Below are 23998 nucleotides of genomic sequence, written 5' to 3'. Positions count from 1 at the left end.
CGCGGGGCGCAGCGACACGCCCGGAGACGGGTCTACCAGGAACCGGCCGTGGGGCCGGCCGAGCCGCCCCGCCGCCGCAGGTACTTCTCGAACTCGCTGGCGATCTCGTCCCCGGTCAGCGGCTGAATGCCCTCGTCGCCGACCCGCTCCTCCAGCTCACGCACGTACTCGCCGAGCTCGGCGTCCTGCTCGGCCGCGGCACGGACCCGCTTCTCCCACTCGTCCGCCTCCTCGGCCAGCTCCGCCATCGGCACCGGCAGGTCGAGCACGTCCTCGAGCCGGCCCAGCAGCGCGAGCGTCGCCTTCGGGCAGGGCGGGTTGTTCGCGTAGTGCGGCACGTGCACCCAGAACGACAGCGCCTCGAGCTCGGCCCGGCCGGCGGCCTCGTGCAGCACGCCCACGATGCCGGTGGGCCCGTCGTACCGGGTAGGCACGACCTTGTACTTGTCCGCCATGTCGCTGTCGGTGGCCGATCCGCTGATCGGCAGCGGCCGGGTGTACGGCACGTCGGCGAGCAGGGCGCCCAGCAGCACGATCCGGTTGATCTCGAGGCTGTGGCACACCTCGAGAACCTGCTCGCAGAACGTCCGCCAGCGCATGCTCGGCTCGATGCCGCGGATCAGCACCACGTCCCGGTCGGCGCCGGGCGGGCTGGCCACGGTGAAGCGGGTGGTCGGCCACTCGATCTTGCGGGTCTCGCCCTCGGCCATCGTGATGGTCGGCCGGCTCACCTGGAAGTCGTAGAAGTCCTCGGGGTCGATCGTGCTGATCTCCCGGGCCTGCCAGACCTGCTCGAGGTGTTCCACGGCCGCGGTGGACGCGTCCGCAGCGTCGTTCCAGCCCTCGAAGGCGGCGATTGCCACCGGGGAGCGAAGCACCGGGAGGCCGTCGAACTCAGTCATGTCTGACAGCCTACGTGCGCCCCGCCTGCATCACCCGGCGGCCGTACCGCGCTCGGCCCGGGCGCGCGGCGATGAAACGCATCAAAACGAAGTGCCCGGAGAACGCCGCACGGGATTGCCGGAAATGCGAGGTTAAGGCGACGGCCGAATCCTCCACCGTTCACGCGGTCGTGACAGGATCACCGGCAACCGGCGCGGAGGGGGCACGACGTGGACGCGAGCCACGTGGCGGACGAGCTCGAAGCGGTGATCCTCACCGAGGACCAGATCCTGGCCCGGGTGGCCGTGCTGGCCGTGGAGCTGTACCAGGACCTCGCCGGGCGTACCCCGGTACTGGTCGGCGTCCTGGGCGGCGCGGCCACCTTCACGGTCGATCTCGCGCGGGCGTACCCCGGCCAGGTCGAGATCGGCTGGATGGCGATCAAGTCGTACAGCACCCGCAACCGCGCCTCCGGCTCGGTCCGCGTGCTCAAGGACCTCGACATCGACATCGCCGGCCGGGACGTGGTGATCGTCGACGGCGTCATCGACACCGGCCTCACGATGACCTGGCTGATCAGCAACCTGGCCCAGCGCAACCCGGCGACGATCTCGGTCTGCGCCCTGCTCCGCAAGCCCGACGTGGCCCGCTTCGACGACACCCCGACGCACATCGGCTTCGACGTCGGCCCGGGCCTGATCGTCGGTTACGGCCTCGATCACCAGGGCAGATATCGCAACCTGCGCTGCGCGGCCGTCCTGGCCGTCGAAACACCATCGAAGGGTACGAGGCTGACGCCGTCCCCGGCCGCATGACCGCCGTCCCCGCCGCGGCGCATCGGCCGGTTGCCACTCACCCTCCGCGTGCGGCCGCCGGGTTGGCCCGCGACCAGGGCTCCGGAAGCACCCGGTCCAGCACGGCCACCCCGGTCAGCACCTCGAAGCCGTGCCGCGCGTACAACTCGACGGCGTTCGTGTTGGCGGTCTCGGTCTGCAACGAGAGCCGGTGCGCCCCGGCCGCGCGGGCGTCGGCGGCGACCCGCGTCAGCAGCCGCCCCGCCACGCCCTGCCGCCGCACCGTGGGCGCCACGTAAAGGTCCCGCACCAGCCACACGGTCCGCAGGGTCAGCGCCGCCGGCGCCACCGCGGTCGAGCAGATCCCGTACGCCTGGTTCCCGTCGCCCGCCGCGTAGATCCGCCCCTTCCCGGACAGCACCAGCTCCCGCATCCAGGCGGCCACCGCCTCGGGCGCCGGGTTGGCCCCGTAGTGCTGCCGGTACTCGTCGAAGAGCGCCGCCGCCCCCGCGAACAGCGGATCGGCGAGCGCGGTGACGCTGACCACCCGCAGCCCGGCCATAGCGCCATAATTCCGTTCATCGACGCAGAGAGCGGCAAAAACTGCATACTGCAACGGTGACCGCCGCACGCGAGCGACAGCCGCACCTCGACCAGGTCCTGGGGCCGACCGACGACACCGTGAAGTTCTTCCAGCCGCGGGCCATGGTCTTCGTGACGATGCTCTGGGTCATCGCCGCGGTCTGGGCGACCGCCCTGGCCCTGCACCTGCTGGTCCGCGTCGCGACCGGCTACGTCCCGTCGGGCGGCACCATCGTCATCTACGTGGAGATCGCCCTGATCGTCCCGGTGGTGATGGCCTCCGTGATCCTCCTGGTGGCCTGGCGCCGCCTGGGCTGGCTGTACTGCTCCATCCGCGGCCTCGACTTCGCGGCCACCGGCCGCAGACCGGTCCACCTCCCGTGGGCCGGCGTGGCCGCGGTCTCGCTGCGCGGCTGGGGCCCGTTCACCGAACTGGTGATCACCCCGGTGTCCGAGGACTTCGCCGCGATCGGCACCACCCCCGGCCGCCGCCCTCGCATGCGCCGTCGCGGCGGACAGGTCGCCTACCTGGTGGACGTGGGCCTGATGTCGCCGGGCCCCGAGGTCCTGCTGGCCGAGCTGCACTGCCGCCTGCCCGACAAGACCTGAGCCCGGCCCGGCCGTCAGGCCGCGGGATGGACGACCTCCGGCTCGCGGGCCTTGTGCTGCATGGTCCAGAGCAGCTCCGCGAGGTCGGCGGGGTCGACCGACGGGATGGCCGGCACCGGCTCGCCGGCGGCCTCGGCGGCCGTCAGCCAGGCGTGGAAGGGCGTGTTCTCGATCGCCGCGCCGATGTACAGGCCGCCGACGTACACGCCCCGATCGGCCACCTCGGCGTGCCAGGCCTGCAGCAGGTTGCGCTGGGCGGCCAGGGCGAGGCCGCCGGCGATGGCCGGGTTGCCCCGCAGGGCGCTCGCGCCCTGGGCGCTGAGAATCGCACCCTCGCCCCGGGCGAGCATGGCCGGCAGGAACTCGCGGACCAGCGCGAGCAGCGCGTGGACGCCGAGGGTCATCAGCTCGTCGACCCGCTCCGAGGTCAGCTCGAGCACCGGCACGAAGCCGTCGGCGGCGGCGCCGTAGTAGAGCACCTCGGGGTCGCCGGCCGTGGCCCGGATGCGCTCGGCCAGCGCCGGGATGGCGCCGACGTCGGTGAGGTCGGCGGCGATCGGGTACGCCCGCGCGCCCTCGGCGGTCAGCTGCGCGGCGAGCCGGTCGAGCGGCTCCGGGCGGCGGGCGACGAGCGCGACGGCGTAACCCTCCCGCGCGTACCGGCGGGCGACCGCCTGGCCGAGACCGGGCCCCGCTCCGATGACAGCGATGGACTTCGTCATAACCTGACCCTAGGGTTAAGTTGACTCCAGGGTCAAGTTGGTATCGTTGCGTATGTGAAAGCCAGTGCAGCCGTGTCGTTGCGCGCCGACGCGGCTCGCAATGTCGCCCAGATCCGCGCCGCCGCCATCGCCGCCTTCCGGGGGCGCGGGCTGAGCACGCCGCTGGAGGAGATCGCCCTGGCGGCCGGGGTCAGCAAGGCGACGATCTACAACCGCTTCGGCGGGCGGGAGGGCCTGATCGACGCCGTGATCGGCGACCTGGTCGCCGCCGAGATGGACACGATCATGGGCCGGGCGCGGGCCGTCGGCGACCCCTGGCGGGCCCTGGTCACCTACGTCGGCGACCGGCGCGACCTGCAGTTCCGCGAGCCGGCGTTCACCGACGCGCTGCTGATGACCTACCCGAACTCGCCGCGGTTGGTCGCCCTCGCCAACGCGGCCACCGACACGACCGTCCACCTGCTCCGGCGAGGCCACGACGCCGGCGTGCTCCGGCCCGGCTTCACCGCCGCCGACCTGTACTACGCCGATGTCGCCAACGGGCTGGCGCTGCGCGCGCTGGGCGAGCAGACGCGCGAGGACTACGACCGCCGTACCCGCTTCTTCATCGACAGCCTGGCGTCCCGGTGAGGTGAGGGCGGAATCTTCAAGCCCGGCGCGGGGCGGCCGATGGGTGGCCTGGTTTCGGACGGGCGGGAGGCGGCGGGTGGCCGGCACGGTGCGGAGGCGCACGGCGGTGCGCTGCTCGGCGGGGTTCGCCGCCGTCGCGGTCGTGCTCGCCGCCGCCGGCTCCGCGCCCGCGCCGACCGAGGCGGACAGCGCCGTGGCCAGGTACCTGGCCTGCCTGCGCGAGGCGCGGAAAATCGCCGACCGGTATCGCGGGGACGGCATCAGGGTCAACGTGGCCTGCCTGTGGCCGGACGACGTTCCGATCGACCCGAAACTGTTCCCGCCCGTCGCGGTCAAGCCGGCACCGACCCCGGTGGTGACCGTGGGACACCGGGGTTGCGTCACCGGGCCCGGCCGGCCGGTGACCGCCACGGCCCTCACCAGCGCGTCGGCCACGGCGCCGGGCGAGGAGATCTGGTACGAGTGGCAGCCGCTCGGTGGCGTCGACAGCGACACCACCGGCACGGGCGGTCCCGTTCTGGAGTTCCGTCCCGGCGACCTCGCGCCGGGCCACAGTTACCGCTGGCGAGCCCGAGTCCTCGACACCGGGGAGGAGAGGGACGACTCGGACACTCCCTGGAGCATGGCCGACTACGAGCGGGGGTGGTCGCCCTGGTGCGAGTTCACCGTGTCCGCGGCCGCCGTCGACTACACCGGGATGGGCGACGTCAGCCTGGAAGCGCTGACCGAGCTCGGCCTGCGGCCCGACCGCACGTACACGGTCAGCCTGTCCGGCCGCCAGCAGCGCCTGCTGCGCGCGGGCACCGACGTCGGCCGGACCGGCGCCCGGATGACCCTGACCGGCCCCCGCTGGACCGACCTGCTCGTCCAGCTGAGCCAGTCGGCCGTCTTCCTGGCGGAAAACATCGACGGGGACGAGGACTTCACCACCCCGCCGGAGAGCATCGCCTACCGCAAGCTGGTGGACACCATCTCCGTCGAACTGGGCGGCCCCCGCCACCCCCGTCTGAGCTGAACCGCTGTCGGCCGGGTCAGCGCTGCGCTTCGAAGTGGTCCTTCATCGCCGGGTAGTAGTCGTCGAAGCTGGGCATCGGCGCGTCCTCGCGGGCGGCGACCAGCGCGTCCAGGTAGTACTCCCAGCCCGGCCCGATCTCGCCGGCGGCTTCCGTGCTGGTCAGGTGCTGGGTGAAGCGCAGCTCGGTGACGCCGGCCCGCTCGGTGAGGGTCAGGTCCAGGCGCCACCGGTCGGGCTCCTCGCCGGCGGAGACGGCCAGGTGGCTCGGCGGGTCGCAGGCGTCGACGGTGAAGTCCATCCAGGGCTTGCCTTCCTCCTGGGCCATCTGGACCTTGATGGTGCGGCCCGGGGCGGCGTCGCCCTCCCACGGGCCGAACCAGCGGGCGGTCCGGGACGGGTCGGTCAGGCTGGCCCAGACGTCGTCGATCGGGGCGCGGAACGTGCGGGTCAGCACCAGGTCGTTGCCGAACAGGCGGCCGGTCGGGGTCGGACTCATGCGGTCTCCTTGTGCGAAGCGGGTGATGCGTGTGAAGCGTGCGAAGGGTTCGAAGGGTTCGAAGGGTTCGAGGAGTGTGCGGGCTGAGCCGGGTCCGAGGGCCGGTGCCCGGCGGCGGCCTGCCGCTCGCGGCGGGTGCGATGGACCTCGGTCTCCAGCGCGTCGAAGTGGTGCTGCCAGCCGGCCGGGCGGGTCAGCCGGGTCAGCCAGCCGGCCAGCTCGTCGAGCGGGGCGGTGACCAGCTCGTAGACGCGGCGGCGCCCGTCGGCCGTGTCGCGCACCAGGCCGGCCTCGCGCAGCACGCGCAGGTGCCGGCTGACCGCGGGCCGGCTGATCGCGAACCGGTCGGCGATCTGGCCGGCCGAGAGCGGCGCGGCGCGCAGCATCAGCAGGATCTGCCGCCGCACCGGGTCGGCGATCGCGCCCGCCACCTCGTCCACGCCGGAAAGCGTAACCACTGTGTTACGCGTCAGGCAACGGCCCGGGCCGGATTGCGGTTGGGCGTCTGCTACCCGTACGAGGGAAGGGGTTTTCCGAAAGTGACCGGTACGCCGGGGGAGTACAGGACGCTGGCCGGCGGCCCGGCCGGAGCCGGCAGGCCGGTGGCCGCGATCAGGGAGTCGTCCAGCGAGAGCAGCTCGGCGCGGTGCAACGGCCATGGTGGATGGTCGTTGGGCAGGTGCACGGTGCGGCCCCAGGCGCGCGTGTGCAGACCCCAGCGGGCGGTGACGAACAGCTCGAGCGGAGTCGGGTCGGCAATGGCGTCGCCGACCCGCACGGACAGCGACGAGGTGGCGCCGCGCGGGGCCGGCCAGCGGCGCCGGGACGTGTAGGAGAGGACGTCTCCGGCGCGGCTTATCCGCATGCGGGACCACATGTACGGCAGGCGTAGCCAGGCGCGGGCGGTGAGGACCGGGAGCAGGCGCTCGGCGTCCAGCGACAGGAAGACGACCGCGCGGTGGCCGTTGCGGTCCACGCTGTACAGCCGGACGTTGGTCTCGGCGAACGTGCCGAGGTACGGCACACCGGGCCCGCGCAGGAAGCCGACGCCCTCCATCCGGAAGGCGATCAGACCGACGTACGTGACGCCGTCGAGAACGTCGGGCCGGCACCCGGCCGGCAGCAGCGGGGCGACCAGCGCGGGGTCGGCCGGCCAGTGCAGGAACGTCAGGTCCGCCCAGCGCTGCACCAGCAGCGACCGGCCCACCGGGCGGGGCGTGGTGGGGGTGACCTCCTCGGTGCCGCCGGGCGGGATGAGCGTCATGGCCCGAAGCTAGTCCGTTTCCCGGTCGGCACGATCGGGCAACTCTGCCACTTGCGTCACAGTCGCCCCGGGGACCCGCCGGTGCGGGGAGAATCGGGAGCGATGAACGGACAACAACCTGCTGCGGTGCTCTTCGACATGGACGGCACCCTGGTGGACAGCGAGAAGGTCTGGGAGATCGCCCTCCACGAGCTCGCCGCCTGGGCAGGCGGGAAGCTCTCGCCCGCGGCCCGCGCCGCGATGGTCGGCAGCAGCATGGCCGCCAGCATGCGGATCTTCCGGGAGGACCTCGGGCAGCCGGACCGCCCCGAGGAGCCCGACGTCAACTGGCTGACGTCGCGGGTGTTCAACCTGTTCCGCGAGGGACTGGTGTGGCGCCCCGGCGCCGCCGAGCTGCTGCGCGCGGTGAAGGCGGCCGGCATGCCGACCGCGCTGGTCACCTCGACCGGCCGGCTCCTGGTCGAGGCCGCGCTCGACACCCTGGGCCGGGAGAACTTCGACGTCGTGGTCTGCGGCGACGAGGTCACCATGCCCAAGCCCGACCCGGAGCCGTACCGGGCGGCGGCCACGCTGCTCGGCGTCCGGATCGAGGACTGCGTCGCGATCGAGGACTCGCCGACCGGCGTGGCCAGCGCGGTCGCCTCGGGGGCGGTGGTGCTGGCCGTGCCGGCCGAGCTGGAGCTGCCGGCGACCGACGGGGTCCACCTTCGCCGCTCGCTGGTCGGCGTGGATCCCGGCTATCTGGCGAACCTGCTGGTCACGCGGCGACTGCTGCCGTCCGAAAGCTGACCCGCCACGATTGGCGTCATGCTGACGCTTGACTGACGTCACTGGTGACGTCATAGTGGTGGCATGGACCTGACGCCGTACCTCGAGACCCTCCGGGCCGACCTCGCCACCGCCGCGGCGCCCGGCGGGTCCGAGATCACCCGCGCCGCCGAGCTGCTCGGCCACTCCCTGGAGTCGTCGGCCCGGCTCGCGCTGCTCGAGGCGCTCTCCGACGCGGCCGCCGAGATCACCACGCGGCTCTCCGACACCACCGTCGAGGTGCGGCTGCGCGGCCGCGAGGCCGACCTGGTCGTCACGAGCCTGGCCCCCGAGTCGGCCTCCGCCGCCCCGGCCGCGGCGCCGCCGCCCGTCGACGGGGGCGACCTGACCCGGCTCACCCTGCGCATGCCCGAGGCGCTCAAGACGCACGTCGAGCAGATCGCCGCGACCGAGGGCATCTCCGTCAACGCGTGGCTGGTCCGCGCCGTGACCGCGGCGATCAGTTACCCGCCCGCGCCGCCGGTGCCGCCCCGCGGCCGCCCCGGCAAGCAGATCAAGGGCTACTTCCAGGCCTGACCCCTCGAACCCAAGGAGATCATCATGTACGAGTTCGACCGCTCCACGCCCGTCACTGTCGTCCTGCGCGCCCACGGCGGCGCCGTCGAGATCGTGGCCGAGGACCGCCTCACCACCGAGGTCGACGTCCAGCCGATGAGCGCCGGCGGCGCCGAGGCCGCGCAGCAGACCCGGGTCGTCCTCGAGGACGACACGCTGCTGGTCCAGGTGCCCGGCGCCGAGGCCTGGTCCTGGCGGCGCAGCCCGAAACTGCGGATCACCGTCCGGGTGCCGACCGGCAGCTCGGTGGCCGGCAAGACCGCCTCGGCCGACGTCCGCGCGCTGGGCGTCTTCGGCGACGTGCGGCTCGACGTGGCCTCGGCCGACATCGACCTGGCCGAGGCGACCGGCGACGTCTCCCTCGAGGCCGCGAGCGGCGACCTGACGGTGGCCCGGGTCGGCGGCTCGCTGCGGGCCAAGTCCTCCTCCGGCAGCCTGCGCATCGGTGACGTCACCCGTGACGTCAATGCGGAGTCGGCAAGCGGCACCATCCGCGCCGGCGCTATCGACGGCTCGGTGCGCGCCTACACCGCGAGCGGGGACATCGAGATCGGCTCGCTGCGCCAGGGCAGGGCCGACGTCCGCTCCGCCTCCGGCGACATCACCGTCGGGGTGGCCGCCGGCTCCGCCGTCTGGATGGACGTGAACACCAGCTCCGGCAAGTCCATCACCGACCTGACCGCCCGCGGCGACGTCCCGCCCACCGACTCCCCGGCCGAACTGGAGCTGCGTATCCGCACCGCAAGCGGCGACATCCGCATCCACCGCGCCACCCCGGCCCGCCCCCGGGCCGCCGCCTGACCCCGCCCGGCCCTTCCTGCCCGGCCCTTCCCGCCTGGCCTGCTGTTTCCGGCCTTTGTCGCCGGGCCTGTCCCGCACAACCTGGAAGGAGAGCTCCCGATGCTCCCGGCCACCCACCACAGCCTCGAATCCCATGCTTCGCGAGCGTGCCGGCGCCTCCCCGGCCACGCGTGCGCCCGCCTCAGCCGGGCGAACTGGCCCCGGAGCCGCGGGCCGACGCCCAACCCCCGGCGTCGCTGACGTCACCCCTGCCGAGAGCCCGGTGCACCCGACCGGGCTTTCGGCGTGCCCGCCGCCGGGGGAGCACCCGGCCCGTCCCCGCCCGAGTGGCGTGACGTTGCCCGGCGTGCGGCGGCTGGCCTGTGACCGGCTCGTCGGGGCGGCAGCGCGATGTCCACGCCGGCCCACCGAGCGTAGTGGGCGTTGCCGTGTGGACGGTCCAGCCTGGCGCGCTGCGGGCCGGTACGCGGCCCCTCGGCGTGGTGGGCGCGCCCTGCGGGTCCGCGGGCGGCCGTGGGGCGTGAGGCATGGCGGGCGTTGCCGTGTGGACGGTCCGTCCGGCCTGCCACGCTGCGGGCCTGTGCGGGCCCCTCGGCGTGGCGGCGGCGCCCTGCCGGTCCGCGGGCGGCCGTTGGGCGTCGGGCGTGGCGGGCCCGCGGGAGGCCGTCGGGCGTGGCGGGGCGTTGGTTTGTGAGCGGCTCCTCGGAGGCATCACCCCAGGCGGTCGTCGTCGGCCGGGGTGAGGTCGATGCTGACCGGCTCGTCGGCCGGGAAGGGCGGGGGTGTGCCGCCGAACTCCGGGCAGTGCGCCTGGTGGCTGCACCAACCGCACAGCCGGCTGGGGCGGGGGCGGAAGTCCTGCTCGCGTTTCGCCCGCTCGATGGCCTCGGAGAGGGCGATCAGGGTGCGCTCGAAGCGTTCCAGCTCGTCGGCGTCGGGGCTGTAGTCGCAGACCTCGGCGTCCTTCAGGTAGAGCAGGCGGAGCACGCGGGGGACCACGCCCCGGGTGCGCCACAGGACGAGCGCGTAGAACTTCAGCTGGAACAGCGCCCGGCCCTCGAACGCCTCGCGCGGCGCGCCGCCGGTCTTGTAGTCGACCACGCGCAGGTCGCCGTCGGGGGAGACGTCGAGCCGGTCGATGTAGCCGCGGATCAGCAGGGTGTCGTCGACCGTCGTGGAGACCAGCGCCTCGCGCTCGGCGGGCTCGAGGCGCCGCGGGTCCTCCACCGCGAAATAGCCGTCGAGCAGGGCGGTGGCGCTGCCCAGGAACGCCGCCAGCCGGGCCGTCTCGCCGGGCGCAGGCACCTCGATCAGCGCCGCCTGGCCGGTGGGGTCGGCCTCGGCGAGCAACGTGGCGGGGTCGTGACCGGTGGGGTCGGCCTCGGCGAGCAGCGCGGCGGGGTCGTGACCGGTGGGGTCGGCCTCGGCGAGCAGCGCGGCGGGGTCGTGACCGGGGACCTGGCCGGTGGCGTCGGCCTCGGCGAGCAGGGCGGCGGGGTCGCGGCGCGGCGGCGGGGCGGTGGCGGCGGCGAAAATGCCGGCCAGCTCGGGCTCGGCCGCCAGCAGGGCGGCCCAGGACGGCTCGACCAGCGCGGCCGCGGCCGCCGGTGTGCGCTCGGCGGCGGGCAGGTCGAACAGGCGCTCCAGCACCGCGTGCACCAGGGTGCCGCGGACCTGGTCGGCGGACGGCTGCTCGGGCAACTTGTCGATGGTGCGGAAGCGGAACAGCAACGGGCAGGTCTTGAAGTCGGCCGCCCGCGACGGCGACAGCGAGGGGCCGGTGGTGGGCAGCGGGGAGACCGTCTGTGCCGTCATGCCAGAAAGGCTAGGGCAGGGGTATGACGAAACGGCGTGGCGACCCCGCGGCGGCGGGTCCGTAGCATCGTCGGCGTGGAGCAGAGCATGCCGCGGCCCCGAGGTCCCGGCCGGCCGGGACGGCCGGTGGGGCACGTGCTGGACATCCCGATCTATGTGAACGGGTCGATGCTGGCGCTCGCGGCGCTGGTCACGGCGGTCTACGGCAACTACGTCCGGGCCGAGCTGCGTCTCCCCGAGCCGTGGGGCTACCTGCTCGGCATCTGCTTCGTGGCCTGCCTGCTCGGCTCGGTGCTGCTGCACGAGCTCGGCCACGCGCTGACCGCCCGCAGGTTCGGCATCGGCGTACGCGGCATCACCCTGGAACTGCTCGGCGGCTGGACCGAGATGGACCGCGACGCACCCACCCCGCGGGTGGACGCGCTGGTCAGCCTGGCCGGCCCGGCCGTGTCGCTGGTGCTCGGCGGGGTGGCCACCGCCGCGGCCGTGGCGCTGCCCGACCGGACCCCGGCCGGGCAGATCGCCTTCCAGCTGGCCGCCAGCAACGTGCTGGTCGCGGTCTTCAACGTGCTGCCGGGGCTGCCGCTGGACGGCGGCCGGGCGCTGCGGGCCGGGATCTGGGCGCTGACCAAGAACCGGAACCTGGCCACCGAGGCGGCCGCCTGGGCCGGCCGGATCCTCGCGGTCGCCTGCATGGTCGTCGCGCTGTGGCTGTACCGGCTGCAGACGCTCACCCTGTTCGGGCTGCTGTTCGTGGTGCTGGTGGTGTTCACCCTGTGGCAGGGCGCCGGGCAGTCGATCCGGCTGGCCCGGATGACCCGCCGCTTCCCGATGATCGACCTGGCCCGGCTGGCCCGCCCGCTGCTGACCGTGCCGGCCGGCACCCCGCTCGGCGAGGCGCAGCGCCGCCGCTCGGAGGACCCGAGGCCGAACGTGGTGCTGGCGGTCGCCGACTCGGCCGGTAATCTCACCGCACTGGTCGACCCGGTGGCCGCCGAGCGCGTCCCGGTCGACCGTCGCCCGTGGGTGGCCGTGGACACCGTGTCCCGGTCGCGCGACGCGGTGCCCGCGCTGCCGCTCGGGCTCACCGGGGAGCAGGTGGTGCGCGCGCTGCAGGCCCAACCGGCCGGGCAGTACGTGGTCACCGCGGGCGAGGACGTGGTGGGTGTGCTCCGGGTCGGCGACGTCGCCGAGGTGCTGGAGCCGCGCCGCCTCGGACGACCGTACCGATCAGCGTAGATTTCGACCGGAGAGAAGCTCAGTGACCAGTTCGACCGCCCCCGACCGCGCCTTCCAGCCGGGCGACCGCGTCCAGCTCACCGACCCCAAGGGCCGGATGCACACGATCGTGCTGGAGCCCGGCAAGGCGTACCACACGCACCGGGGCGCCCTGGAGCACGACGAGCTGATCGGCCTGCCCGAGGGCAGCGTGGTGACCTCGGCCGGCGGCACCCCGTACCTGGCGCTGCGCCCGCTGCTGAGCGACTACGTGCTGTCCATGCCGCGCGGCGCCCAGGTGATCTACCCGAAGGACGCGGCGCAGATCGTCGCGATGGGTGACATCTTCCCGGGGGCCCGGGTGCTGGAGGCCGGCGTCGGCTCGGGCGCGCTGACCTGCTCGCTGCTGCGGGCCCTGGGCGACCACGGCGAGCTGCACTCGTACGAGCTGCGCGAGGACTTCGCGGCGATCGCCCGCAAGAACGTGGAGGCGTTCCTGGGCGGCCCGCAGAAGGCCTGGACGCTGCACGTCGGCGACGTCGCGGACAACCGGGAGACCGGCTTCGACCGGATCGTGCTGGACATGCTGACCCCCTGGGAGGCGCTCGACATGGTCGAGCGGTCGATCGTCCCGGGCGGCGTCTTCATCGGCTACGTGGCGACCACCCCGCAGCTGTCCGAGCTGGTCGAGGCGCTGCGCGAGCGGGGCGGCTGGACCGAGCCGCGGGCCTGGGAGTCGCTGGTCCGCGACTGGCACGCCGAGGGCCTCGCGGTGCGGCCGGACCACCGGATGATCGCGCACACCGCGTTCCTGGTCTCGGCCCGCAAGCTCGCGCCGGGCGTCCTGGCGCCGCCGCGGCGGCGGAAACCGAGCAAGGGCGCCGAGGCGTACGCGCTGCGGCGAGCCGCCCAGGCAGCGACGGCGGCGGCCGCGGCCGAACCGATCAACGCGGCCGCGCCCGAACCGATCAACGCGGCCGCCTCGGAACCGGTCGACACGACCGCGACGGAACCGGTCAAAGCGGTCGCCTCGGAACCGGTCCACACGACCACGACAGAACCGGTCAACGCTCCGGAAACGGGCGAAACGGATCGATGACCTTTACCCGGCCGAGCGATGTGACCAGACCCGGTCCGGTCGGGTAGCTTCCTTTGAGTCAGAAGAGCCTTCAGCCCGGTCAAAGGGTGGCGGCGGGGAGTCGGACGGGAGGATCGGGTGGGCACGATGAGTTCTCCGCCGTTCGGTGGCAGCAACGAGATGCCGGCGGTGTTCCCCGACTGGTCGCCGTACCAGGACCTCGACTCCGCCGCCCGGGCCTACCTGCGCGACCCCGAGGTGGCCCTCGATGCGCTGTTCGGCGTGCTCCGCGGCGCCTCGGTGCTCTGCTTCACCCTGGAGCGCTTCGTCAACGAGGTGAACGGCGTCTGGCAGGAGGTCGTGATCTGCGACGGCAGCCGCCTGGTGCTGTGGCACGGCGAGGACGTGGCGCCCGGCGACGGCCCGGTCGGCTCGATGACCTCGTCGCTGCGGGTGGTGCCGCTGTCCACGGTCACCGAGGTGGGCTGCCGGCGCCGGCTCACCCGCACCCCCAACGGCCAGGCCCGGGTCGACAGCATCGACGTCTACCTGCTGCTGAGCTCGATCGACGACGCGGCGCCGCCGCCCGGCATGGACGAGGGCGAGGGCCGGTCGGCGATGCGGCACGACGCGCTGCGCTTCGGCAAGACCCTGGACGACGGCGGTCCCGGGCAGATTGCCCGACTTGAGGAGTTTTCCAGGGTGGTGGCCTCTTTGGTGGGCCGGCCGACTTTGTAAACCCCTGTTTCGCCCTTGTGACATTTACCGCCAACTTGGGACGGCTCGCATTGCCTGGCGCGCGGAAAACGCGTACGGCAGAGGGGTTGTCAATCGGCGTTCGGACCGGCGACCGCGACCTCGTCCGACGCCCGCAGAACGTGGATGCAGTCCCCGGGGCACTCGTTGGCCGCGTCGATCACCTCGAGCCGCAGACGAGGCGGCACCGCCGTGCGCTCTCCGGGGGATCGCAGCAGCTCACCGCCCTGATCCTTGACGTACGCGAGGCCGTCGATGTCGAACTCGAAGACCTCGGGCGCGTACTGCACGCAGAGCCCGTCGCCGGTGCAGAGGTCCTGATCCACCCAGACCCGTAACTGGTCGGAGTCGGCCTGCATCGTCACCACGAACCTCCCGGAATTGGCCCCGGCCGACCGTACCGGATGCCTCCGACAACCTACTTGCGCCCATCGGCCTAATGGATCAAGACTCGGTGACGAGGGTGTTGCACCGGTCGAAATCCGGCCCGCAGCAGCTAGTGTTATCGCAAGACGTTCGAGCCCCCGGGGAGGTGGGACGTGGCACGTAGCGACGAGGCGGATTCACGCGCCGCACGTTGGGAGAAAGAGGCCAACGATCTCTCCAGCCAGGTCGCGTTCCTCCAGGAGGAACTGGCCCTGGTTCGGCGGAAGTTGACCGAAAGCCCACGACACGTCCGGCAGCTCGAGGAACGGCTCGCGGCAACGCAGGCGCAGCTGGCCCGAGTGACCGAGAACAACGACCGGCTCGTGGCGACCCTGAAGGAAGCCCGGGCCCAGATCGTCACTCTCAAGGAAGAGATTGACCGGCTCGCCCAGCCGCCCAGCGGCTACGGCGTGTTCCTGGCCGCACACGAGGACGGCACCGTGGACGTCTTCACCGGCGGCCGCAAGCTGCGGGTGGCGGTCTCGCCGTCGCTCGAGGTGGAAGAGCTGCAACGCGGGCAGGAGGTCCTGCTCAACGACGCGCTCAACGTGGTCGACGCGTTCGGGTTCGAGCGCAGCGGCGAGGTCGTGCTCCTCAAGGAGGTGCTGGCCGGCCCGCACGGCGAGGTCGGCGACCGCGCCCTGGTCGTCTCGCACGCCGACGAGGAGCGGATCGTCTTCCTGGCCGACTCGCTGGACATCTCGCGGCTGCGGGCGGGCGACTCGCTGATGATCGAGCCGCGCTCGGCGTACGCGTACGAGCGGATCCCGAAGAGCGAGGTCGAGGAGCTCGTCCTGGAGGAGGTTCCCGACGTCGACTACACCGACATCGGCGGCCTGCACAGCCAGATCGAGCAGATCCGCGACGCGGTGGAGCTGCCCTTCCTGCACGCCGACCTGTTCCGGGAGCACCAGCTGCGCCCGCCCAAGGGCATCCTGCTCTACGGCCCGCCCGGCTGCGGCAAGACCCTGATCGCCAAGGCGGTGGCCAACTCCCTGGCCAAGAAGATCGCCGAGCGCCGCGGCGAGGAGAAGCACACCAGCTACTTCCTCAACATCAAGGGCCCGGAACTGCTGAACAAGTACGTCGGTGAGACCGAGCGGCACATCCGCCTGGTCTTCCAGCGGGCCCGGGAGAAGGCCGGCGAGGGCACCCCGGTGATCGTGTTCTTCGACGAGATGGACTCGATCTTCCGGACCCGCGGCTCGGGCGTCTCCAGCGACGTGGAGAACACGATCGTCCCCCAGCTGCTCAGCGAGATCGACGGCGTTGAGGGCCTGGAGAACGTGATCGTGATCGGCGCCTCGAACCGGGAAGACATGATCGACCCGGCGATCCTGCGCCCCGGCCGGCTCGACGTGAAGATCAAGATCGAGCGCCCGGACGCCGAGGCGGCGAAGGACATCTTCGCCAAGTACATCCTGGCCGGCCTGCCGCTCAGCGAGGACGACCTCGCCGAGCACGGCGGCAACGCCGACGTCACGGTCGCCGCGATGATCGAGGCGGTCGTCCTGCGGATGTACACCGAGTCCGAGGAGAACCGCTTCCTGGAGGTCACCTACGCCAACGGTGACAAGGAGGTCCTGTACTTCAAGGACTTCAACTCCGGCGCGATGATCCAGAACATCGTGGACCGTGGCAAGAAGATGGCGATCAAGGAGTTCCTCACCTCCGGCCGCAAGGGGCTGCGCCTGCAGCACCTGCTGGACTCGTGCGTCGACGAGTTCCGGGAGAACGAGGACCTGCCGAACACGACCAACCCCGACGACTGGGCCCGCATCTCCGGCAAGAAGGGCGAGCGGATCGTCTACATCCGTACGCTCGTCTCCGGCGGCAAGGGCGCGGAGGCCGGCCGCTCCATCGAGACGGCGACCAACACCGGTCAGTACCTGTAAAAAGATCGATCGCAAACGCGGGCGGGGGGTCACCCTCCGCCCGCGTTCTCGTTGCACCTGGCGTGACCAGCCGCTCTCCCGTACGCCTGGCGTGGCTCGATGCCCTGCGCGGCTATGCCGCCCTGGTCGTGGTGATCTTCCATCTGAGCCCGGTGGTCCTCGGCAGCGAGCGGCACCTGGCCGTCTACCGGCACTTCGACCTCGGCAAGTACGGGGTGCTGCTGTTCTTCCTGGTGAGCGGCTACGTCATCCCGATGTCGCTGGAACGGCACGGCAGCCTGCGCCGGTTCTGGATCGGCCGGCTCTGCCGCATCTACCCGGCCTACCTGGCCGCGATCGCGCTCGTGCTGCTGCTGAGCTGGGCCGGTTGGCTGGCCTGGATCTCCAGCCTGCGCCACCAGCCGGCCACCGTGGTGCTGGCGCACCTGACGATGATGTCCGACCTGGTCGGCGTCCGCGGCGCGGTCCGGGTGTTCTGGACCCTGTCGTACGAGATGACGTTCTATCTGGTCGTCTCCGGGCTGTTCGTGTGGCGGCTGCACCGGCACAGCGCCTGGTGGGCGGCCGGCCTCGGGCTGACCGCCCTGCTCGCCGGCGCGAGGCTGCCGGACGACCTGCTGGGCGCGACCCTCGGCGCCCGCCGGACCACCGCCGCACTGCTCGCGGTGCTGGTCGGGCTCAGCGTCCTGGCGTACCTGAGGGATCGGCTCGTGCCCGCGGCCGGTGTCGCCGGCATCGCGCTGGTCCTGCTGCCCGCGGTGAACGCCCACCCGGCCAGGGAGAGCACCGTGATCGCCTCCTGGCAGGGCCTGCTGCTGCTGGCCGTCATGTTCGCCGGGACCGTCGTCTACCGCTGGCAGCACGGGCAGATCGGCCGCGGCGAGGCGGCCGCGGCGCTGACGGTCGTCGCGCTGAGCGCGGTCGGTGCGCATTGGACACACCTGGGCACCGGCGCGGCCTTGCAGCTCTGGTCGGCCAACGTCGGCGGGGTCGCGGTCACCTTCCTGTTCGCGTACGCCATGCGAAACCGAACTGTGCCATCCGCGTTCACCTGGCTCGGCCGGATCAGCTACTCCCTGTACCTGCTGCATGTGATCGTGCTGCTCGCGCTGCCGCACGTCGTCCCGGATATCGGGACGCACGGGATGGCGTTCCGGGCCGCGGTCGGCGTCGGATACCTCGTCGTGGCCCTGGTGGTCGCCTGGCTCGCGTACCGGATGGTGGAACGGCCGGGGCAGCGGCTCGGCCGGCGGCTCACCGCGCGGCTCGAGCCCCGCCCGGTCCCGGCGGCCGTTCTCGCCACCCAGCGTGCCGCGCCGAGCACGGGGCAGGGCGAGAACGAGCGCGAGAGCGTCTAGGCTCGATGCATGAGCAGCAGCGTGGCGGGCGGGATGGTGGTCGCATGAGCGTTCGACGGATCATGGGTACCGAGGTCGAGTACGGCATTTCGGTGCCCGGGCAGCCCGGCGCGAACCCGATGGTCACCTCGTCGCAGGTGGTGAACGCCTACGGCGCCCGTCCCGAGCTCAACCGGGGTGGCCGGGCCCGCTGGGACTACGAGGAGGAGTCGCCGCTGCGCGACGCCCGGGGGTTCACCTACTCCGGCGCCGCGTACGACCCGGCGGACGCCCTCGCCGACGAGGACCTGGGCCTGGCCAACGTGATACTGACCAACGGCGCCCGCCTCTACGTGGACCACGCGCACCCGGAGTACAGCACTCCGGAGTGCACCAACCCGCTCGACGTGGTCAAGTGGGACAAGGCCGGCGAGCTGGTCATGGCCGAGGCCTCGCGCCGCGCCGCGACCATCCCCGGCGCCCACCGCATCCAGCTCTACAAGAACAACACCGACAACAAGGGCGCCTCGTACGGGTCGCACGAGAACTACCTGATGCGCCGGCAGACCCCGTTCGCCGACATCGTGGCCCACCTGACCCCGTTCTTCGTCACCCGGCAGCTGTTCTGCGGCGTGGGCCGGGTCGGCATCGGGCAGGACGGCTCGGGCGCCGGCTTCCAGCTCTCCTCCCGGGCCGACTTCTTCGAGGTCGAGGTGGGTCTCGAGACGACGCTGAAGCGGCCGATCATCAACACCCGGGACGAGCCGCACGCGGACGCCGACAAGTACCGCCGGCTCCACGTGATCATCGGGGACGCGAACCTGTCGGAGATCGCGTCCTATCTCAAGATGGGCACCACCTCGCTGGTCCTCGCCATGATCGAGGAGAAGGTGTTCACCGGCGAGCTGGGCGTGGCCGACCCGGTCAGCGAGCTCAAGTCGGTCAGCCACGACCCGGCCCTGCAGCACCTGATCCGGTTGCGCGACGGCCGCCGGCTCACCGCCCTGGACCTGCAGTGGGCGTACTACGAGCGGGCCCGGGCGTTCGTCGAGGACCGGTACGGCGCCGACGCCGACGACCAGACGCTGGACGTGCTGGACCGCTGGGAGGACGTGCTCGACAAGCTCGGCCGCGACCCGATGCTCTGCTCGGACTCCCTCGACTGGGTCGCCAAGCTCCGGCTGCTCGAGGGCTACCGGGAGCGGGAAAACCTGGGCTGGTCCTCGCCGAAGCTCCAGCTGGTCGACCTCCAGTACGCCGACGTACGCCCGGAGAAGGGCCTCTACCACCGCCTGGTGGCGCGCGGCTCGATGAAGACGCTGCTGGACTCCGAGGACACCCACCGGGCCATGTACGAGCCGCCGGACGACACCCGGGCGTACTTCCGCGGCCGGTGCCTGGCGCAGTACGCGTCCGAAGTGGTCGCCGCCAGCTGGGACTCGGTCATCTTCGACGTCGGGCGCGAGTCGCTCGTCCGGGTGCCGATGATGGAGCCGGAGCGGGGGACCAAGAAGCACGTCGGGGCGCTGTTCGACAAGTGCGAGAGCGCCAAGGACCTGTTGGAGGTCATCACCGGGCGCTGAGACGCACCGGGGCAAGATTTTTCCTGGAAAGGGGCCCCGCCCCGGCGGGGCTTTTTGTCGCAGGGTCGAGGTAGGTTTTTGGTACCCGATGTTGTGCGACTTCGGGTGGCTAGAAGGGGGACATCCATGGCAACCCGAGACACCGGCGGCCAGTCGCAGAAGAGCCGCAGCTCTGAAGAGGTCGAGGACGTCACCGTCGAGGCCAACCCGGAGGTGGCCGAGCGCCACGCCGAGATCACCGAGGACGTCGACGACCTGCTCGACGAGATCGACTCCGTCCTGGAGGAGAACGCCGAGGAATTCGTGCGGGGCTATGTGCAAAAAGGCGGCCAGTAAGTCATTTGTCCGTTCCTAGGGAGCGGACAAGGCGGTTTCGCCCTCAGCCGAATCGGTCGGCGGCTCGGATCGACCGGACGCGGACAATCCGGGCAACAACCACAAATTGCGGGCCCTCGCGCGCCGCGTCAGGCAGGCTGGTCCTGACCGTGGACCGGCGTGCGCGGGCCGCATTTCGTCTTGCGGCGAACACGTCGATCACGATCATCGCACCGGTCGCGCGGGCGGGATATCGTTCGTCAACTGCGGCGGCGCTCCGGGGGTGGACGCCGGTGCGATCACGTATCTGAGAGGAACCACGTGGCCAAGGACTTTGATCCATCCGGGCGACTGCCGGATCTCTTCATGAACGTGGGGACGTCCTCCTTCACGCAGTTCCTGACCCAGGCGTCCCCCGAGCTGCTGCCGGGTCGCCGGCCGCTGCCGCCGGGGATGGCGGCCGACCTCGCGCCGCACGGCACCACCATCGTGGCGATCGCGACGGCCGAGGGCGTGGTCATGGCGGGCGACCGCCGGGCCACCATGGGCAACCTCATCGCCAGCCGGGACATCGAGAAGGTGCACCCCGCCGACTCGTACTCGCTGATCGGCATCGCCGGCACGGCCGGCATCGGCATCGAGCTGATGCGGCTGTTCCAGGTCGAGCTCGAGCACTACGAGAAGATCGAGGGCATCATGCTGTCCCTCGACGGTAAGGCGAACCGGCTGGCCGGCATGGTGCGGGGCAACCTCGGCGCGGCCATGCAGGGCCTCGCGGTGGTGCCGCTGTTCGCCGGCTACGACCTGTCGCCCGCCGACTCGTCGCGGGCCGGGCGCATCTTCAGCTTCGACGTGGCCGGCGGCCTCTACGAGGAGACCGGGTACGACTCGATCGGCTCCGGCTCGCTGTTCGCCAAGGCGGCGCTCAAGAAGAAGTACCGGCCGGGCGTGAGCACCGAGGACGCGATCCGGCTGGCGGTCGAGGCGCTGTACGACGCGGCCGACGACGACACCGCGACCGGCGGCCCCGACGTGACCCGCAAGATCTATCCGGTGGTGATGACGGCGACCGCCCAGGGCACCCACCGGCTCACCGAGGAGCAGATCACGGCGGTGGCCGAGTCGGTCGTCGCCGGCCGCATGGAGAACCCGGGCGGCTGAGCCCTTTTAAACCACGCTGAATCCGGGACGAAAGGGAGTAGCCACCCGTGGCCATGCAGTTCTATGCATCACCCGAGCAGGTCCAGCGCGACCGCTCCGAGTACGCCCGCAAGGGCATCGCCCGCGGCCGCTCCGCCGTGGTGCTCACCTACGAGGGCGGCATCCTGCTGGTCGCCGAGAACATCACGACCCTCCGGAAGATCAGCGAGATCTACGACAAGATCGGGTTCGCGGCGGTCGGCCGGTACAACGAGTTCGAGAACCTGCGCCGGATGGGTGTCCGGATGGCGGATCTGAACGGGTACAGCTTCGACCGGCGGGACGTGACCGGCCGGGGGATGGCCAACGCGTTCACCCAGACGCTCGGCGCGATCTTCTCGGAGACGCAGAAGCCGTACGAGGTGGAGATCTGCATCGCGCAGGTCGGCGCCACCCCGGAGGCCGACGAGCTGTACCGGATCACGTACGACGGTTCGGTGATGGACGAGCCCGGCTTCATGGCCATGGGCGGCCAGGCCGAGGCGATCTCCAACGTGCTGCGCGAGCGGCACGACACCGCGGCCGACCTGCAGAGCGCCCTCGCCCTGGCGGCCGAGGCGCTGGGCAGCGTCGGCGGCGAGAACGGCCAGACCCGCCGGCTCGACGCCAAGCAGCTCGAGGTGGCGGTGCTCGACCGGCGGCGCAAGGGCCGCGCGTTCCGGCGGATCGCCGGGGCGCCGCTCATCGAGCTGCTGGCCGGCAGCACCGACGTGGCCGAGGCCGACCTCGGCGAGGTGGACGCGGCCCCGCCCAACCCGGGCGAGGACAAGCCGACCGTCTCGGCGGCGCCGGTGGTCGAGCCCGAGACCGCGGACGATCCGGCCGACGAGGTGAACGGCGACGGTTCCTAGGTATTGCTTCCGCCGCTGAGGCGCGGCCCGAGCGTCGACGCCTCAGCGGTCTCCGGCGGCCGCACCTCGGTGATTTTCGGCGGCCGCGGCTCGGCGGTCTCAGATGGCCGGGGTTCAGCTTTGCCAGACGGCCGCGACCTCGGCGGCGATGCCGGAGCCCTGGGCGATGCCGGCCTCGATCGCGGCCTCCCAGCGGCCGGCGTCGAAGACATTCGGGCCCAGCGCCGTCAGGGTGGCCTCGTCGGGGGCGACCAGGGCCACCTTCGACCCCTCCCGCAGCGCCTCGATCTCGGCCGCCGGGGCGCCGTGCATCCGGATCGGGGCGAGCGGCGCCAGCACCACGATCCGCCCGCAGGCGGCGGCCAGGTCGGCGTTGGTGCCCGAGCGCACGCCGCCGTCCATGTAGCGCCGCCCGCCGACGGTCACCGGCGGGAAGACGGCCGGCACCGCGCAACTGGCCGCCACCGCCAGGTCGAGCGGGACGCCCGAGTCGCGGTCCCAGGCCACCGGGTCACCCGACTCCGCGTCCACCGCCGCGATGACGAACGGCCGCTCCGGCCAGTCGTGCCGGGGGAGCCGCCGGGTCAGCGAAGCCACGTAGCGCTCCTGGCCCACCACGTTCGCCTCGAGGGCGAGCCGGCCGACCGTACGCCGGATCGCCGCCGGCTCCAGCGAGTCGTCGGTCAGCGCCGCGAAGGCCGCCGAACCGCGTTCCCAGTCCGGCTCGATCGGCGGGTCGCCGGCACCGAGCCGCGCCTCCATCAACCGGGCTTCGTCGAGATCCAGACCGGACGTGAGCAGGGCGCCGGTGACCGAGCCGGCCGAGGTGCCCACGACGAGGTCGGCGCCGGTCAGATCCACGCCCGCGGCCCGCAGGCCGGTGAGCACGCCGAGATGCCAGGCGATGCCGGTGATCCCGCCGGCACCGAGGACGAGAGCGTTCTCCATGGATCAATGGGTAGCACGCGGTCGGCGCCGGCCGGAAAGCATGCCGAGGTGTGCGAGCCGGGCGAGCTACGCCTCTCGTGAGCCGTGGTGAGCGACGCCGCCCAGTGGGTTGGGTGGACCGGCCAGCCGTTGCCGCCGTACTGGGCGTCCACGATCGCGGCGCAGGCGGTCACCGCGGCCAGGCCGGCGACGCGGACCAACCGGGTCCATCGGGGCTCGCCGGACGGACCGGCGACCAGGGCGATGGCGAGCACGGAGGCGGTGGCGAGGGTGCCGCCGAAGGGGAGCGGGCGGCCGGCGACCAGGCCGGTCACATAGAGCAGACCCATCACACAAAATGATGATATTGCCGACTTCTGCGCTCGGACCCTGGCATTCTGCGCGGATCACGAAGGGAGCGGCACCGGTCAGGTGGGCAGCAACGGGCGCCACCAGGACGGGTTGGCGCGGTACCAGCGGATCGTCGCGGACAGGCCCGCCGTGAACTCGACCCGGGGGCGCCAGCCCAGCTCGCGCCGGATCTTGTCGTCGTCGAGGGCGTGCCGGTGGTCCTGGTCCTTGCCGTTGCCGGTCAGCTCGATCGCGTCCCAGCCGGCGCCCAGTTCGGCCAGGATCATGCCGGCCAGGTCGCGGTCGGCGAGTTCGACGCTGCCGCCGATGTGGTAGATCTCGCCGGGGCGGCCGTCGAGCAGGGCCAGGGCGATGCCGCGGCAGTGGTCGTCGACGTGCAGCCAGTCGCGCACCCGGGTCCCGTCGCCGTGCAACCGGGCCGTCCTGCCCTCCAGCAGGGCCGTCACGAGCCCCGGAACGGTCCGCCCGGGGTCCTGGTAGGGCCCGTAGTTGTCGCTGCCCCGGGTCACCACGACCGGCAGCCCGTGGGTGCGGTGATAGGCGAGGGCCATCAGGTCGGCGCCCGCCTTGGCCGCGGCGCGGGGCGTCGTCGGGGCCACCGCCGAGCGCTCGGTCCAGGCGCCGGTGTCGATCGTCCCGTACACCTCGCCGGTAGAAATATGGATAAAGCGCGATATTTCGCAAGTCAGTGCGGCGTCGAGGAGGACCTGCGCGCCGTGCACGTCGAGGCCGGTCCGGGAGCCGGCGAAGTGGATCACCGCGTCGTGGCCGCGCATGGCGTAGCCGGCGACCGAGTCGTCGGCCATGTCGGCGGGGACGAAGTCGAGGCGTTCGCTCTCGGCCACCGGCGCCAGGTTGGCGAAGCTGCCGGCGTACGCAAGGTTGTCGAGGACCGTGATCGACGCGCCCGCGAGGCCCGGCAGGCGGTCGGCCAGGACCGCTCGCACGAAGTGCGAGCCGATGAACCCGGCGCCGCCGGTGACCAAGAGCCTCATCGCTCCGCGAGTGTAGCCGCGGCCATCGCGGCGGCCACCCGATCCGGTGACC

Annotated in this window: 27 protein-coding genes; 16 read left to right on the top strand and 11 right to left on the bottom strand. The window is 72.2% G+C overall.

Going from position 1 to position 23998, the window contains the following annotated elements:
* Positions 1-32 precede the first annotated feature (32 nt).
* Positions 33-902 (bottom strand): PAC2 family protein, encoded by an 870-nt coding sequence (locus tag ODJ79_RS22745; RefSeq protein ID WP_263025555.1) that lies wholly within the window; start codon positions 900-902, stop codon positions 33-35.
* A 210-nt stretch (positions 903-1112) separates the two neighbouring features.
* Between ODJ79_RS22745 and ODJ79_RS22740 the strand changes: the two genes are divergently transcribed.
* Entirely contained in the window at positions 1113-1697 is a 585-nt protein-coding gene (locus tag ODJ79_RS22740) for a phosphoribosyltransferase (protein ID WP_263025554.1), read from the top strand.
* Between the two features lie 37 nt (positions 1698-1734).
* Here the strand turns inward: ODJ79_RS22740 and ODJ79_RS22735 are convergent, their stop codons facing one another.
* Positions 1735-2238, bottom strand: coding sequence for a GNAT family N-acetyltransferase (locus ODJ79_RS22735; RefSeq protein WP_263025553.1), 504 nt, complete (start codon positions 2236-2238; stop codon positions 1735-1737).
* Between the two features lie 56 nt (positions 2239-2294).
* Between ODJ79_RS22735 and ODJ79_RS22730 the strand changes: the two genes are divergently transcribed.
* Positions 2295-2867 (top strand): BPS1 family protein, encoded by a 573-nt coding sequence (locus tag ODJ79_RS22730; RefSeq protein ID WP_263025552.1) that lies wholly within the window; start codon positions 2295-2297, stop codon positions 2865-2867.
* 14 nt (positions 2868-2881) lie between these two features.
* On the opposite strand, the gene ODJ79_RS22725 is transcribed toward ODJ79_RS22730, so the two are convergent.
* On the bottom strand, positions 2882-3589 hold the full coding sequence (locus tag ODJ79_RS22725; RefSeq protein WP_263025551.1) for an SDR family NAD(P)-dependent oxidoreductase: 708 nt from the start codon (positions 3587-3589) through the stop codon (positions 2882-2884).
* A gap of 54 nt (positions 3590-3643) precedes the next feature.
* Between ODJ79_RS22725 and ODJ79_RS22720 the strand changes: the two genes are divergently transcribed.
* Positions 3644-4219 carry a TetR/AcrR family transcriptional regulator gene (locus ODJ79_RS22720; protein ID WP_263025550.1) on the top strand — a complete coding sequence of 192 codons (576 nt, stop codon included), beginning with the start codon at positions 3644-3646 and terminating at the stop codon, positions 4217-4219.
* A gap of 76 nt (positions 4220-4295) precedes the next feature.
* Positions 4296-5234, top strand: coding sequence for a hypothetical protein (locus ODJ79_RS22715; protein WP_263025549.1), 939 nt, complete (start codon positions 4296-4298; stop codon positions 5232-5234).
* 16 nt (positions 5235-5250) lie between these two features.
* Here ODJ79_RS22715 and ODJ79_RS22710 read toward each other — a convergent pair whose 3' ends face one another.
* From ODJ79_RS22710 to ODJ79_RS22700, 3 genes are all read right to left on the bottom strand, one after another.
* Positions 5251-5730 carry an SRPBCC family protein gene (locus tag ODJ79_RS22710; protein ID WP_263025548.1) on the bottom strand — a complete coding sequence of 160 codons (480 nt, stop codon included), beginning with the start codon at positions 5728-5730 and terminating at the stop codon, positions 5251-5253.
* Positions 5727-6170: a metalloregulator ArsR/SmtB family transcription factor gene (locus tag ODJ79_RS22705; protein ID WP_317620690.1), complete on the bottom strand. Its 444-nt coding sequence runs from the start codon at positions 6168-6170 to the stop codon at positions 5727-5729. The genes ODJ79_RS22710 and ODJ79_RS22705 overlap by 4 nt, the downstream gene beginning before the upstream one ends.
* Positions 6171-6238: 68 nt before the next feature.
* Positions 6239-6994 (bottom strand): YqjF family protein, encoded by a 756-nt coding sequence (locus tag ODJ79_RS22700; RefSeq protein ID WP_263025547.1) that lies wholly within the window; start codon positions 6992-6994, stop codon positions 6239-6241.
* 126 nt (positions 6995-7120) lie between these two features.
* Here ODJ79_RS22700 and ODJ79_RS22695 point away from each other — a divergent pair, with 126 nt between their 5' ends.
* From ODJ79_RS22695 to ODJ79_RS22685, 3 genes are all read left to right on the top strand, one after another.
* On the top strand, positions 7121-7783 hold the full coding sequence (locus ODJ79_RS22695) for an HAD family hydrolase (protein ID WP_263025639.1): 663 nt from the start codon (positions 7121-7123) through the stop codon (positions 7781-7783).
* A gap of 63 nt (positions 7784-7846) precedes the next feature.
* A complete protein-coding gene (locus ODJ79_RS22690; protein ID WP_263025546.1) occupies positions 7847-8338 on the top strand; it encodes a hypothetical protein in 492 nt (163 codons plus the stop codon).
* 24 nt (positions 8339-8362) lie between these two features.
* Positions 8363-9178, top strand: coding sequence for a DUF4097 family beta strand repeat-containing protein (locus tag ODJ79_RS22685; protein ID WP_263025545.1), 816 nt, complete (start codon positions 8363-8365; stop codon positions 9176-9178).
* 711 nt (positions 9179-9889) lie between these two features.
* Here ODJ79_RS22685 and ODJ79_RS22680 read toward each other — a convergent pair.
* Positions 9890-10993 carry a RecB family exonuclease gene (locus ODJ79_RS22680; RefSeq protein WP_263025544.1) on the bottom strand — a complete coding sequence of 368 codons (1104 nt, stop codon included), beginning with the start codon at positions 10991-10993 and terminating at the stop codon, positions 9890-9892.
* Between the two features lie 75 nt (positions 10994-11068).
* On the opposite strand from ODJ79_RS22680, the gene ODJ79_RS22675 reads away from it, so the two are divergent.
* The 3 genes from ODJ79_RS22675 to ODJ79_RS22665 all read left to right on the top strand — a co-directional run bounded on the left by ODJ79_RS22675 (position 11069) and on the right by ODJ79_RS22665 (position 14027).
* Entirely contained in the window at positions 11069-12232 is a 1164-nt protein-coding gene (locus ODJ79_RS22675; protein ID WP_411267360.1) for a site-2 protease family protein, read from the top strand.
* A 22-nt stretch (positions 12233-12254) separates the two neighbouring features.
* Positions 12255-13310 carry a tRNA (adenine-N1)-methyltransferase gene (locus ODJ79_RS22670; RefSeq protein WP_263025543.1) on the top strand — a complete coding sequence of 352 codons (1056 nt, stop codon included), beginning with the start codon at positions 12255-12257 and terminating at the stop codon, positions 13308-13310.
* 126 nt (positions 13311-13436) lie between these two features.
* Entirely contained in the window at positions 13437-14027 is a 591-nt protein-coding gene (locus ODJ79_RS22665) for a hypothetical protein (protein WP_263025542.1), read from the top strand.
* Between the two features lie 89 nt (positions 14028-14116).
* Here the strand turns inward: ODJ79_RS22665 and ODJ79_RS22660 are convergent, their stop codons facing one another.
* Positions 14117-14404, bottom strand: a complete 288-nt coding sequence (locus ODJ79_RS22660; RefSeq protein ID WP_263025637.1) for a ferredoxin — start codon at positions 14402-14404, stop codon at positions 14117-14119.
* Positions 14405-14584: 180 nt separating this feature from the next.
* Between ODJ79_RS22660 and arc the strand changes: the two genes are divergently transcribed.
* The 6 genes from arc to prcA all read left to right on the top strand — a co-directional run bounded on the left by arc (position 14585) and on the right by prcA (position 21652).
* The gene (gene arc, locus ODJ79_RS22655; protein WP_263025541.1) at positions 14585-16366 is read left to right on the top strand and encodes a proteasome ATPase; all 1782 of its coding nucleotides are present in this window, start codon (positions 14585-14587) and stop codon (positions 16364-16366) included.
* Between the two features lie 62 nt (positions 16367-16428).
* Positions 16429-17724 carry an acyltransferase family protein gene (locus ODJ79_RS22650; protein WP_263025540.1) on the top strand — a complete coding sequence of 432 codons (1296 nt, stop codon included), beginning with the start codon at positions 16429-16431 and terminating at the stop codon, positions 17722-17724.
* A 44-nt stretch (positions 17725-17768) separates the two neighbouring features.
* Positions 17769-19286, top strand: a complete 1518-nt coding sequence (gene dop, locus ODJ79_RS22645; protein WP_411267359.1) for a depupylase/deamidase Dop — start codon at positions 17769-17771, stop codon at positions 19284-19286.
* Between the two features lie 126 nt (positions 19287-19412).
* Positions 19413-19622, top strand: coding sequence for a ubiquitin-like protein Pup (locus tag ODJ79_RS22640; protein ID WP_263025539.1), 210 nt, complete (start codon positions 19413-19415; stop codon positions 19620-19622).
* Positions 19623-19922: 300 nt separating this feature from the next.
* Entirely contained in the window at positions 19923-20762 is an 840-nt protein-coding gene (gene prcB / locus ODJ79_RS22635; protein WP_263025538.1) for a proteasome subunit beta, read from the top strand.
* A gap of 47 nt (positions 20763-20809) precedes the next feature.
* The gene (gene prcA / locus ODJ79_RS22630; protein WP_263025537.1) at positions 20810-21652 is read left to right on the top strand and encodes a proteasome subunit alpha; all 843 of its coding nucleotides are present in this window, start codon (positions 20810-20812) and stop codon (positions 21650-21652) included.
* A 114-nt stretch (positions 21653-21766) separates the two neighbouring features.
* Here the strand turns inward: prcA and ODJ79_RS22625 are convergent, their stop codons facing one another.
* The 3 genes from ODJ79_RS22625 to ODJ79_RS22615 form a co-directional block, all read right to left on the bottom strand.
* Entirely contained in the window at positions 21767-22600 is an 834-nt protein-coding gene (locus ODJ79_RS22625) for a patatin-like phospholipase family protein (RefSeq protein ID WP_263025536.1), read from the bottom strand.
* The gene (locus ODJ79_RS22620) at positions 22504-22929 is read right to left on the bottom strand and encodes a hypothetical protein (protein WP_263025535.1); all 426 of its coding nucleotides are present in this window, start codon (positions 22927-22929) and stop codon (positions 22504-22506) included. The genes ODJ79_RS22625 and ODJ79_RS22620 overlap by 97 nt, the downstream gene beginning before the upstream one ends.
* 78 nt (positions 22930-23007) lie before the next feature.
* Positions 23008-23946 (bottom strand): dTDP-glucose 4,6-dehydratase, encoded by a 939-nt coding sequence (locus ODJ79_RS22615; protein ID WP_263025534.1) that lies wholly within the window; start codon positions 23944-23946, stop codon positions 23008-23010.
* Between the last annotated feature and the right edge of the window lie 52 nt (positions 23947-23998).

Source organism: Actinoplanes sp. KI2, assembly GCF_025630775.1.
Taxonomy (GTDB): Bacteria; Actinomycetota; Actinomycetes; order Mycobacteriales; family Micromonosporaceae; genus Actinoplanes.
Note: the sequence above shows the minus strand (reverse complement) of the source record. Positions and strands in the feature narration are given on the sequence as shown.